General features: G+C 66.0%; 7 protein-coding genes. 5 read left to right on the top strand and 2 right to left on the bottom strand.

Annotation, left to right across the window (positions count from 1 at the left end; translation table 11 throughout):
• The first annotated feature begins 38 nt into the window (after positions 1-38).
• The 3 genes from CR917_RS02260 to CR917_RS02250 all read left to right on the top strand — a co-directional run bounded on the left by CR917_RS02260 (position 39) and on the right by CR917_RS02250 (position 4,085).
• Positions 39-1,196, top strand: coding sequence for an iron-containing alcohol dehydrogenase (locus CR917_RS02260; RefSeq protein WP_043860647.1), 1,158 nt, complete (start codon positions 39-41; stop codon positions 1,194-1,196).
• A gap of 10 nt (positions 1,197-1,206) precedes the next feature.
• Complete coding sequence (locus tag CR917_RS02255) at positions 1,207-2,538, top strand: APC family permease (protein ID WP_043860646.1); 1,332 nt, start codon at positions 1,207-1,209, stop codon at positions 2,536-2,538.
• Positions 2,539-2,660: 122 nt separating this feature from the next.
• Entirely contained in the window at positions 2,661-4,085 is a 1,425-nt protein-coding gene (locus tag CR917_RS02250; RefSeq protein ID WP_104571849.1) for a gamma-aminobutyraldehyde dehydrogenase, read from the top strand.
• Positions 4,086-4,180: 95 nt separating this feature from the next.
• On the opposite strand, the gene CR917_RS02245 is transcribed toward CR917_RS02250, so the two are convergent.
• Together CR917_RS02245 and CR917_RS02240 are read right to left on the bottom strand one after the other, a co-directional pair.
• A complete protein-coding gene (locus CR917_RS02245) occupies positions 4,181-7,111 on the bottom strand; it encodes a membrane-targeted effector domain-containing toxin (RefSeq protein WP_104571848.1) in 2,931 nt (976 codons plus the stop codon).
• A gap of 131 nt (positions 7,112-7,242) precedes the next feature.
• Positions 7,243-10,143: a membrane-targeted effector domain-containing toxin gene (locus CR917_RS02240; protein WP_104571847.1), complete on the bottom strand. Its 2,901-nt coding sequence runs from the start codon at positions 10,141-10,143 to the stop codon at positions 7,243-7,245.
• 215 nt (positions 10,144-10,358) lie between these two features.
• On the opposite strand from CR917_RS02240, the gene CR917_RS02235 reads away from it, so the two are divergent.
• Together CR917_RS02235 and tadA are read left to right on the top strand one after the other, a co-directional pair.
• Positions 10,359-11,741, top strand: coding sequence for a multicopper oxidase family protein (locus tag CR917_RS02235; RefSeq protein ID WP_043860642.1), 1,383 nt, complete (start codon positions 10,359-10,361; stop codon positions 11,739-11,741).
• Complete coding sequence (tadA, locus tag CR917_RS02230; RefSeq protein WP_054915054.1) at positions 11,741-12,223, top strand: tRNA adenosine(34) deaminase TadA; 483 nt, start codon at positions 11,741-11,743, stop codon at positions 12,221-12,223. Before CR917_RS02235 ends, tadA begins: the two co-directional genes overlap by 1 nt.
• Positions 12,224-12,233 lie beyond the last annotated feature (10 nt).

The following is a 12,233-nucleotide window of genomic DNA, read 5'->3' as shown; positions in this document are numbered from 1 at the left end:
ACATTGCAAGTGCGCCCCAGTGCGAGAGGAACCTACCGATGCAATTCCAGTTTCTGTTACCTACCAAGATCGTCATGGAACCTGGCCTGCGCCAGCGTACCGGCGAGCACCTGACCGACCTGGGCCTGCGCCACGTGCTGCTGGTCACCGACCCGGGCGTGAAGAACGCCGGCCTGCTCGACAGCATCTATACCAGCCTGGACAAGGCCGGCGTGCGTTATGACGAGATCGTCGACGTCAAGCCCAACCCGCGCAGCGAAGACGTCAACCGCGCCGCCGAGCTGTATCGCGGCAAGGGCATCGACGGCGTGCTGGCAGTGGGTGGCGGCAGTGCGATGGACGCGGCCAAGGCGATCAGCGTACTGCTGACCCACGACGGCAAGGTCGAGGACTACGAAGGTGCCTTCACCCTCAAGGGCCCGGTGCTACCAATCGTGGCGATCCCGACCACCGCAGGCACCGGCAGCGAGGTCACGTTCTTCTCGGTGATCACCGACACCCGCCGCCAGTTCAAGATGAGCATCCTGGACTACCGCATCGGCCCGGTTCTGGCGCTGCTCGACTCGGACATCACCGCCACGCTGCCGCCGCACATCGCCGCCGCCACCGGCATGGACGCGCTGACCCACGCCATCGAGGCCTACACCGGCAAGCCGGCCAACCCGATCAGCGACGGCCTGGCCCTGCATGCCATTCGCCTGATCGCGCAGTACCTCAAGCCCGCCGTGCAGGAGCCGGACAACCGCGAGGCCCGCGAACAGATGCTGATCGCCAGCCTGATTGCCGGCATGGCCTTCGGCAATGCCGACATCGCCAGCGTGCACTGCATCTCCGAAGCCATCGGCGGCATGTACGACACCCCGCACGGGGTGGGCAACGCGATCTTCCTGCCGTTCGTGTTCAGCCATAACCGCGACGCCGACCTGCGCCGCCATGCCGATGTCGCCTATGCCCTGGGCATCGACCCCAATCTTGGCGCCAGCGCTGCCGCCGAAGCGGGCGTGGAGCAGTTGTTCCGCATGAACCGCGAGCTGGGTATTCCGCGTTTCGCCGATGTGGCCGGGGTGCGCGAGGAGGACTTCCTGGCCATCGCAGAGAAGTCCAAGAGCAACATTTCCGATGCGAGCAACGCCAAGGAGATGTCAGTCGAGAGCTACCTCGACGTGATCCGCGCCGCCTACACCTACGCAGCCTGAGGCCCTAACCATGAGCGCATCGACTTCCTCCGCGCACCTGCGCCGGACCCTCGGGCCGGTGTCCGTGCTGTTGTTCGGCCTGGCCTTCATCGCCCCGCTGATCGTGTTCGGCACCTATGGCGTGATCGCCCAGGCCAGCCAGAACACCGTGGCGCTGTCCTATGTGGTGGCCTCCATCGGCGTGATCTTCACCGCCCTGAGCTACGGGCGCCTGGTGCGGATCTTCCCGGCGGCCGGTTCCGCCTACACCTACACCCGCAAGGTGTTCAACCCTGGCATCGGCTTCATGGTCGGCTGGGCCGCGCTGCTGGACTACTTCTTCATCCCGATGCTGATCTGGCTGCTGGGGGCCAGCTACCTGAGCCTGGCGTTCCCGGATGTACCGCAGTGGTGCTGGATCACCGGCTTCATCGTTTCCACCACCTTGCTCAACATCCTCGGCATCCAGGTCGCCAACCGCTTCAACATCATCCTGATGCTGATCCAGCTGACCATCATCGCGGTGTTCATCGCGCTGTGCTGGCACTACGTGTCGGCCATCAACGGCCCGGGCGGTCTGCTCTCGGTCAAGCCGTTCTTCAATGCCGACGTGCCGTTCTCGGCCACCATGGCCGGGGCCGCGATCGCCGCCTATTCGTTCCTGGGCTTCGACGCGCTGTCGACCCTGAGCGAAGAAACCGTCGAGCCCGAGCGCACCATCCCGCGTGCCATCCTGCTGGTGGCCCTGATCGGCGGCAGCCTGTACGTGGGCTCCTCGTACTTCATGTACCTGGCGCACCCGGCGGGCCTGTTCGAGAACATCGACGGCGCGGCCTTCGAAATCGCCAAGACCATCGGTGGCGACTTGTTCTTCGGCGTGGTACTCACCGGCATCATCATTGCCCACTTCGCCGCCGGCCTGTCGTTCCAGGCCAGCGTGGGGCGTCTGCTGTATGCCCTGGGCCGCGACAACCAGCTGCCGCAGAAGCTGTTCGGCGTGCTGCACCCGCGCTACAGGACCCCGGTATTCAACATCGCCCTGTGCGGGGCCTTCGGTTTCGTCGGGTTCGGCCTGACCATCGCCACGGCTACTTCGCTGGTCAACTTCGGCGCCTTCCTGGCCTTCACCTCGGTCAACCTGTGCGCACTGAAACTGACCTTCGACCGCAGCATCGGCGACAAGGCCGGCGTGGTCCGCGGGGTGATCTTCCCCCTGGCCGGCGCCTTCACCTCGGGCTGGATGTTGATCAGCCTGGATGCCGACGCGCTGATTCTCGGCTGTTGCTGGGTGCTGCTGGGGCTGGTGTACCTGGCCTGGCGCACCCGGCTGTTCAGCACGGCAGTGCCTGAAGCCGCACTCTGAACCTGCGGGCGCCCGGCGCCTGCCCCCCCTGTAATGCTCCCCCTGTGCGCAGCCCGGCTGCGGGCACGGGGCGCTTGCGACTTTTTTATGGCGGCGGCCAACCTCGCCGCACAGGAGAACCCATGCAAACCTGCCTGCTGATCAATGGACAACTCATCGCCGGTGAAGGCGAAACCCTGGCGGTGCTCAACCCGTCCCTGGGGGCCACGCTGGTGGAGATCCCCGAGGCCAGCCTGGCCCAGGTCGATGCCGCGGTGTGCGCTGCGGATGCGGCGTTCGACAGCTGGTCGCAGACCACCCCCAAGGACCGTTCGCTGCTGCTGCTCAAACTGGCCGATGCGATCGACGCTCACGCCCCGGAGCTGGCGCGCCTGGAAGCGGACAACTGCGGCAAGCCCTACGCGGCGGCGCTCAACGACGAGCTGCCGGGCGTGGCCGACGTGTTCCGCTTCTTTGCCGGTGCCAGCCGCTGCCTGCAAGGCAGTGCCGCCGGCGAGTACCTGGAAGGGCACACCTCGATGATCCGCCGCGACCCGGTGGGCGTGGTGGCCTCCATCGCACCGTGGAACTACCCGCTGATGATGGCCGCCTGGAAGCTCGGGCCGGCCCTGGCCGCAGGCAATACCGTGGTGCTCAAACCGTCCGAGCAGACGCCGCTGACCACCCTCAAGCTGGCGCAACTGATGGCGGAGATTTTCCCGGCAGGCGTGGTGAACGTGGTCTTCGGCCGCGGCCCGAGTGTCGGCAAGCCCCTGACCGCGCACCCCAAGGTGCGCATGGTGTCGTTGACCGGCTCGGTGGCCACGGGCAGCCGCATCATCGCCGGCACCGCCGACAGCGTGAAACGCATGCACATGGAGCTGGGCGGCAAGGCCCCGGTGATCGTGTTCGATGATGCCGATATCGATGCCGTGGTCGAAGGCGTGCGCAGCTTCGGCTTCTACAATGCCGGCCAGGACTGCACCGCCGCCTGCCGCCTGTATGTGCAGAAGGGCGTGTACGCGGCGTTCGTGAAGAAGCTCGGCGAGGCGGTGGCCAGCATCCGCTACGGCCTGCAGGACGACCCTGACACCGAGCTCGGGCCGCTGATCACCCAGCAGCATCTGGAGCGCGTGGAAGGCTTTGTGCAGCGCGCCCGCGAGCAGTCGCACATCGAGGTGGTGACCGGTGGCCAGCGTGTCGCCGGGCCAGGGTTCTTCTTCGAGCCGACCGTACTTGCCGGCGCCCGGCAGGACGACGAGGTGGTGCGCCATGAGATCTTCGGCCCGGTAGTCACGGTTACCGCCTTCGACGACGAGGCTCAGGCCCTGGCGTGGGCCAACGATTCGGACTACGGCCTGGCCTCCTCGGTGTGGACCCGCGACGTGGGCCGCGCCCACCGTTTGGCCGCACGCCTGCAATACGGCTGCACCTGGGTCAACACGCACTTCATGCTGGTCAGCGAAATGCCCCACGGCGGCGCCAAGCTCTCCGGCTATGGCAAGGACATGTCGATGTATGGCCTGGAGGACTACACCACCGTGCGCCATGTGATGTTCAAGCACTAGTTGACGCACCAGGCCTAGCGACCCGGTTGCCGCGAGGCGAAAGCAAGGGCAGGGCCAGGCGGCCTTGCCCTTTTTTCATCGCCGCCTGCCTGGCGTCACAGCGGCACGTACTTCAAGCCGTACCGGGACAGCTGGAAGGCCATTTCCGACAGGTCCGGCAGGCGTCGCTTGTCCAGCCATGGCCAGCTGGCGCGTTCGATGTAGATGAACTCACCGTCCCTTGCGATGGGCGTGTAGTGCAGCGCCAGGTCCTTGCTGCGGTGTATCAGGGTCATCTTGCCGTCGATGCCCTTGAAGCCGAACGCCCCCGGTTTGGCCAGCCGGCTTTCCAGCGTGCCCGAGGCCGAGGGCGGCTGGGCAATCGGCACCTGCAGGCGCAGGTCGCCCTGCACGCGGGTTTCGCGGATACCGTCGTCCACTGCGTAAAGCCCCGGGTCGCGGCCGACGCTTGCGCTGCTGCCGATTTCGATGTCCTCGACGCGCACACCGATCACACCTTGCAGTTCGCTGACCCCGGGCACGCTCTCGAAGGTGTTGGCGTGGGTGTTGCCCATCAGTGCAACCCATTTGCCGGCGCCATGGGCAGCCTGGTCGGCAGCGATCACGCGGTGGGCGAAGAAGTTCATCATCTTCTGGCGAATCGCGGGTGGTCGGGGGCCCATCCATGCCTGGCGGTAACTGGCCATGCAATCGATGGCCTGTATCCGGATGCCCTGTTTCTGCGCGCTCCTGAGCACCTGCATGAAGGTGTAGCGCTGGGCGGGGTCGGTGTGCCAGCCGCGGTCCAGATCGGTCACGTAGGTCTTGAGTGCCTGGGGCATCTGCCCGGTCTGGTTGAACAGGTCCAGGTCGGCCTGCTGGAAGTCGGTCATCAGGTGCTCCATGTACAGCACCCGCACCTTCTGCTGCTTGAGCAGGGCCATGTTCTCGATCAGAAACTGCTTGCTGCCCAGTTGTGAATGGGCTTCGCCGACCACCAGGCCCTCGCTGTTTTCGTACACGCTGCGAATGATCTGCCTGGCGCTGGCATCGGCAGCCAATGTTGGCAGCGGTGGCCGCTGCGGCAGGCTTGCGGTGCTGAAAAACGCTTCGGCGTCGTCGACCAGCAGGTCGCGCAAGGTGCGAAATTGCGCGTAGGCCTGTTCGCGGGCGGGGTTGTTGGGGGAGAACGTGCGCCCGCTCAGGTTCGACTCCTCGCCACCGTTGGAGGCCTTGAGCAATTCGGGCTGCAGCGCCTTGTCGACTTCATAGGGGGTGGGCACGCGTTCCGGGCCGGGCGCGGGTACCTGGGCCTGGCCCCAGAGCTTGAGGCGAAAGCGTGGCGCCCCGCCTTTCAGACCCTGCTCCAGCGGTTGCCATACGCCTTCGTCGTTCAGGCCAATGGGCACGTTGCGGTAGAACGAGTAGGGGTTCTGCGGGTCGACCACCGCCCATGAACGCAGCTCGCCGATGTAGCGCACGTGGTAGGGGAACCCGTCTATCTGGGCATAGAAGCCGTCGTCCAGGGTGTAGATACCCTGGAATTTGCCGCTGCCGGTGGCGTGCCCGTCCAGCAGCACGTTGGTTTCGAACGGGGCCAGCAGTTGCGAGCGCTCGGCCGGTATCAGCGGCGCAGGCGCCCACTCGGCGAGTTCCGCCGGGGTGGCCATTGGCGTGTGTTCGGGCTCGACGGGTGCAGTGTGCGTGCCCGCGTCCAGGCTGGGTTCGATCTCGGCGATTTCACCGGTGACGGCCGGGCCCGCGAGCAGGGTGGCATTGAACAGCGTGTTGATGGCCGCCAGCACGGCGCCGATCACGCCGGCCTTGCGTTGGGCAGTGGTGTGCCCGTTGACCGCCTGATCGATGTTCAGGCCGGTTTCGGCCAGCCCGGCGCCCACGGCAGCCAGCGCTACCGGCCAGTCGACCGCGGCCATGGCACTGGCGAAGGTGCCGAAGGCCTTGAGGTAGCCGATCCACAGTTGCTTGCGCAGGTCGGCGTTGGAGCGCAGCGAGAAGTGCGCATCGTCGATCATGCGCTGACGCGCTGCATCGCGCAGGTGGGTGAACCCGTCGCCATGCACGGTCGCGTTCGACTGGTTGAGTGCGTCGTGACCGTTGCCGCCCCAGTTGTTGAACAGCACGTCGATCAGGTGCTCGAGCCCCACCGCGCTGGCTTTTTCGCCGCGGTCCGCAAGGGCGAAGTGGGTCATGAAGCGTGCGCGGTTCTGCGCCGCATTGGTGTTGTGCAGCACCCACCAGTACAGCTCGCTGTGGTTGGCGAACAGGTGCAGGGCGTCGACCTCGCCCGGGATGTAGAGCAACTGGTAACCGTCGTCGAGTTCCACCCGCAGGATATCGGTGGCCACATGGCCGCCGATGTCGAAGGTGCACAGGCGCACCCCCGCCACCGGCCTGGCCTGTTGTTGCAACTGGCTCAGCGAGGGCGGCCAGCTGGCGTCACCGGCCAGGGCAGTGGCCACCCGCCGCAAGCGTGCCAGGCGGGCGGGGTCGGTCTGGTGCGCGCAGGTTTCGAGCACCTTGCTCAGGAAGTTGGCCTTGGCCAGGGTGCGGAAGTTGTCCGAATGACGGGCCCAGAAGCGGGTCAGGTCCTGGTGGAAGGCGCTGCAGAAGTCGACCTTCCACAGCTCGTCGAGTACCTCGCGCGGGGCCATCGGCACTTCATCGCGCTCATCGAACAGGCCTGTACCCGGCCCGCGGCTGTAGAAGCCGGTGCGGTAGCCGAGCAGGTCGGCGTTGTCCTGGTCGTTGACATCGAACCGCTGCATCACCAGTTGCGGCAGTGTCAGCGATTCGCTGGGCGGGCCGAGGTGTTCCCAGCCGCTGAAGGTGCGCGGGCTGCTATGCGCGGTGTTGAACCGGTGCAGGTACACCGCGTCCGGGTCCAGCGTGCTGCGGGTGTGTTTCTTCAGGATATGGCTGGCGATTTCGCGGGCCATCTGGCGCATGTCGGGGCAATGCTTGACCAGTTGTCGGGCCAGGTTCTGCAGCTGTTCGTGGTCGTGGGTCTGTTGGGCGGTCAGGGGCATGGCGGTACTTCCGTGTCAGGGGCGAGGGGCCAGCTTGGCCGGGGGCGGCGAGCAGCGTGCGGTAAGTAAGTAGTGCGGGCCGCCCAGCCAGCCCGGCCCGCTCAGGCAGCAAGCAAAGCTGGGCGGCGCCGTTACAGTGGCACGAAGGTCAGCCCGTTGGATGTCACCAGGGTCGACAGTTGCGCCAGGCTTGGCATGCGGCGCTTGTCCACGCGTGGCCAGCTCGCCCGATCGATGTAGTAGAACGTGCCGTCCCGTTGGATGGGGGTGTAGTGCAGCGTCAGGTCCTTGCTGCGGTGGATCATCTGCAAGGTCCCCTCCACCTGGGTGAAACTGAAGGAGCCGACAGCGCGCAGCTTTTCTTCCAGGGTGCGTGCCACGCCGTGTGCGGGAGCAATGGGCACCTGCAGCAGCAGGTCGCATTTGACCGCCGCCAGGTTGGCCGACTGGTCGGGTTGGATACCGGGGTCCACGCCGAATCGAACAGGCAGCCCGCACTCGATGTCTTCGATGCGCAGGCCGATGGCGCCCTGCAGCTCGGCAAGCCCTGGCACGCCGTCAAACGTGTTGGTGTGGGTGTTGCCCACGAAGGCGATCCACCTGCTGGGGTGCAGGGCCTGGTCTGCTGCAATGACCCGATGGGCAAAGAAGTTCATCATCTGTTGGCGGATCGGGCCCGGCGGGGTGGCCAGCCAGGCCTGACGATAGCTGGCCATGCAGTCGATGGCCTGGAGGCGGACCTGGTTGGCCTGTGCGGTGAGCATCACCTGCTGGAAGGTATAGCGTCCGCTGCTGTCGGTGGCCTGGCTTCGGTCCAGTTCGGCCACATAGTCGCGCAGGTGCTGGCTCATGTTGCCTGTGCGGTTGAACGCATCGAGGTCGGCCTGGTGAAAGTCCGTCAGCAGATGCTCCAGGTACAGCACCTTGACCTTCTGCTTGCGCAGTTGCGCCATGTTGTCGATCAGAAAGCGTTTGCTGCCCAGGTGTGCGTGGCATTCGCCGATCACCACGCCGTCGCAGCGGGAGTAGCAACCACGCAGGATCTGCTTGGGCGCCGGGTTGCTTTCGAACAGCGGCAGTTGCGGGCGTGGCGGCAGCTCCACCGTGCTCAGATACTCCCTGGCGTCGTTCAGCAGCTTGCTGCGCAGCTTGCGAAACAGGTCGCAGGCTTCTTCCAGGTGTGGCTGATTGGCCCGATAGGTAATGCCGCTGAGCTGTTCGTCATCCACCGAACGCAGCTGTGCCTGCTGGCGCGGGAGCAGCTCGTAGGGCGTGGGGATACGTTCGGCAGGGGGTGGCGCGTAGTCGCTGCGGCCCCACAGTTTCAGGCGAAAGCGCGGTGTACCCCCCAGAAGGCGGCCCTGTGCGACGGGCTCCCACTGCTGTTGCGCAGTGAGCCGGATGGGCACGTTGCGGTAGAACGAAAAGGGCGCATTCGGGTCGATCACCACCCAGCTCTTGAGCTCGCCCACGTACCGCACCTGGTAGGCGAAATCGCCGATCGCTACATAGAAACCGTCGGCCAGCGAGTAGATGCCCTGCATCTTGCCAACCCCGGGTTTTTCGCCATCGAGCAGGGCATTGGTCTCGAAGGTGGCCAGGCGCTGGGAAGCCGGTGTCGGTCGCAGGGGGGCGGGCACCTGGGCGTCAATATCCTCGGCAGTGGCAAGGGGTTCGTCCTCGGCCTCCACATAGGGCTCGGCGACGGCGGGCACCTCGCCGTCGACCCGTATCGCTTCACCGGTCTCCTCGCCGAGCAGCGTCGCGTTGAACAGCGTGTCGATGGAGGCCAGTACGGCGCCGATGACGCCCGCCTGGCGCTCGGCAGTGGTGTGGCCGTTGATCGCCTCGTCGATGGACAGGCCGGTCTCGCCAAGCCCTGCGCCCACGGCAGCCAGTGCAACCGGCCAGTCGAAGGCGGCCATTGCCCCGGCGAACCGGGTAAAGGCGTGCAGGTCCGCCACCCACATCTGTTTGCGCAGGTCGGCGTTGGAGCGCAGGGCGAAGTGCGCGTCGTCGCTCATGCGCTGTCGCGCCGCATCGCGCAGGTAGCTGAATGCATCCTGCTCGACCGGCTTGTCCAGCAGGTTGATGGCATCGTGTGCGCTGCCGGCCCAGTTGGAGAACAGCAGGTCGATCAGATGCTCGAGCCCGACCCCGGCGGGGTTTTCGGCATGGCTGGACAACGCGAAGTGGGCCATCAGGCGCGCGCGGTTATCTGCGGCATTGGTGTTCTGCAGCACCCACCAGTAAAGCTGCGCAGGGTTGGCAAACAGGTGCAGGGCCGTGACCTCGCCGGGCATGTACAGCACCTGGTAGCCATCGGGCAGCACGGCACGCAGCATGTCGCTGGCGACGTAGCCGCCGATGTCGAAGGCATGCAGGCGCACCCCCTGGTCGGGAACATGCGTTTGCTGCAGTTGTTCGAGGGTGGGCGGCCAGTCGGTGACGCCGGCCAGTGCCCGGGCCAGCAGGCGGTAGCGTTTGCGCTGTTCGGGCAGGTCTGCGTGTTCGCAGGCTTCCACCACCTTGCTCAGGAAGTTGGCCTTGGCCATGCTGCGAAACGCCTCTGCACTGTTGGCCCAGAACGCCTGCATCTTCTGCTTGAAGACCGAGCTGAAGTCGATCTGCCAGAAGTAGCGCAGCACATCGGCCGGTGCCATGGGGACTTCGTTGCGTTCGTCGAACACCCCGGCATGCGCGCCTTCGCGGTAGAAGCCGGTGCGGTAGCCGAGCAGGTCGGCGTTGTCCTGGTCGTTGGCGTCGAAGCGCTGCATCACCAGTTGCGGCAACGTCAGCGACTGGTAGGGCAGGTCACGGTGCTCCCAGCCGCTGAAGCTTCTGGGGTTGGACTGGGCCGCCTTGAAACGGTGCAGGTACACGGTGTCCGGATCGAGGCTGCTGCGGGCGAACTTCTTCAGGGCGTCGACGGCCACCTCACGGGCCATCTGGCGCATGTCCGGGCAGTTGACGACGAGCTGGCGCGCAATGTCCTGAAGCTGTGCGCGTTGTGGGTTGGGGGGCTGGGGCATGGCGATCCTTCCTTGGTCTGGGCCATGGCAGGATGGGCTGGCTCCAGCGGGCAGGTGCGGTAGATAGTGCTGCGCGGGTGGGTGCGGCATCGTGTGCCGCTGCCGGGGCAACTCTTCACTTAAAGTTTCGCAAATGCAGGTGTATCGTATTCGCCCTTACCGCCAGCCCGGTCATGGCTGGCAGGCTGTTTTCGCGATACGAGGTGCCTGTTCCGATGTCCTTTACCCGTCGACAAATGCTCAAGGGGCTGACTGGCCTGGTGGTGGTTGGCCTGGGCGCCGGGGGCGCCGCACGTTACTGGATGGGCAAGGTCGAGGACGAGCAGGCCGGGCATGACTATGAACTGATCGCCGCGCCGCTGGACGTCGAGCTGGTGGCCGGGCACACCACCCAGGCCTGGGCGTTCGGCCCGTCCGCGCCGGGCACCGAGCTACGGGTGCGCCAGGGGCAGTGGCTGCGGGTGCGGTTCATCAACCACCTGCCGGTGGCCACCACCATCCACTGGCACGGTATCCGCCTGCCACTGGAAATGGACGGCGTGCCCTACGTGTCGCAGCTGCCGGTGCTGCCGGGCGAGTACTTCGACTACAAGTTCCGCGTGCCGGATGCCGGCAGCTTCTGGTACCACCCCCACGTCAACAGCAGCGAAGAGCTGGGCCGCGGCCTGGTCGGCCCGCTGATCGTGGAGGAGCGCGAGCCCACCGGTTTCAAGCACGAGCGCACCCTGAGCCTGAAGAACTGGCACGTGGACGAGCAGGGCAACTTCGTCGAGTTCAGCGTGCCGCGCGAAGCGGCCCGTGGCGGCACCGCAGGGCGCCTGATCACCATCAACGGGCAGCCCGACGCGGTGGTGGAAATGCCCGCCGGGCAGATCGTGCGGGTGCGCCTGCTGAACCTGGACAACACCCTGACCTACCGCATCAACCTCAAGGGCGACTTCGAGGCGCGCATCTATGCGCTGGATGGCAACCCGATCACCCCGCGCCCATTGGGCAAGGACTACTGGCTGGGCCCCGGCATGCGCATCTGCCTGGCCATCCGCATGCCGGCAGCCGGTGAGGAGCTGTCGCTGCGCGACGGCTCGGTGCGCCTGGGCACCCTGCGTTCGGTGGCCAGCAGCGAGGCACCGGGCGACTGGCCACCGGCGCTGCCGGCCAACCCCATCGCCGAGCCGGACCTGGCCAACGCCGAGAAGATCAACTTCAATTTCGAGTGGGTAGGCTCGGTGTCGGTCAATACCGAGAACGGCAAGCCGCCAAGCCTGTGGCAGATCAACGGGCAGGCCTGGGACATCACCGACAAGACCTGTTCCGACCGGCCGATTGCCACCTTGAAGAAGGGCAAGAGCTACATCTTCGAGCTCAAGAACATGACCCAGTACCAGCACCCTATCCACCTGCACGGCATGAGTTTCAAGGTGCTCAGCTCCAATCGCCACAAGATCCCGGAGCAGTACTTCACCGACACCTACCTGCTGGGCAAGAACGAGCGGGCGCAGGTGGCGCTGGTGGCGGATAACCCCGGCACCTGGATGTTCCATTGCCACGTGATCGATCACATGGAAACCGGCCTGATGGCCGCCATCGAGGTGGCGTGATGCGTCAGCCGCAGATCATCGATCGCAGCCGCGACCAGCACTTCATGCGCCTGGCGCTGGAGCTGGCGGCGCAGGGGGCGGCGTTGGGCGAGGTGCCGGTGGGCGCGGTGCTGGTGCAGCACGGCGAGGTGATCGGGCAGGGCTTCAACTGCCCGATCAGCGGCAGCGACCCCAGCGCGCACGCCGAAATGGTGGCCATTCGCGCGGCGGCGCAGGCGGCCAGCAACTACCGGCTGCCGGGCAGCACGCTGTATGTGACGCTGGAGCCGTGCAGCATGTGCGCCGGGCTGATCGTGCATTCGCGGGTCAACCGCGTGGTGTTCGGGGCCCTGGAGCCCAAGGCAGGGATCGTGCAGAGCCAGGGGCAATTCTTTACCCAGGGGTTTCTGAACCACCGGGTGCTGTTCGAGGGCGGGGTGCTGGCCGAGGAGTGCGGGGCGATTCTGACCGAGTTCTTCAGGGCTCGGCGGGCCAAGGCCTGATAACCGTGGT

Origin of the sequence: Pseudomonas sp. BRM28 (genome assembly GCF_002939405.1) — a bacterium.
Classification (GTDB): domain Bacteria; phylum Pseudomonadota; class Gammaproteobacteria; order Pseudomonadales; family Pseudomonadaceae; genus Aquipseudomonas; species Aquipseudomonas palmensis.
Note: the sequence above shows the minus strand (reverse complement) of the source record. Positions and strands in the feature narration are given on the sequence as shown.

Excerpts from the sequence above, each read along its gene's own strand:
- CR917_RS02260 (WP_043860647.1), top strand. The coding sequence starts at position 39 with ATGCAATTCCAGTTTCTGTTACCTACCAAGATCGTCATGGAACCTGGC.
- CR917_RS02255 (WP_043860646.1), top strand. The coding sequence starts at position 1,207 with ATGAGCGCATCGACTTCCTCCGCGCACCTGCGCCGGACCCTCGGGCCG.
- CR917_RS02250 (WP_104571849.1), top strand. The coding sequence starts at position 2,661 with ATGCAAACCTGCCTGCTGATCAATGGACAACTCATCGCCGGTGAAGGC.
- CR917_RS02245 (WP_104571848.1), bottom strand. The coding sequence starts at position 7,111 with ATGCCCCTGACCGCCCAACAGACCCACGACCACGAACAGCTGCAGAAC.
- CR917_RS02240 (WP_104571847.1), bottom strand. The coding sequence starts at position 10,143 with ATGCCCCAGCCCCCCAACCCACAACGCGCACAGCTTCAGGACATTGCG.
- CR917_RS02235 (WP_043860642.1), top strand. The coding sequence starts at position 10,359 with ATGTCCTTTACCCGTCGACAAATGCTCAAGGGGCTGACTGGCCTGGTG.
- tadA (WP_054915054.1), top strand. The coding sequence starts at position 11,741 with ATGCGTCAGCCGCAGATCATCGATCGCAGCCGCGACCAGCACTTCATG.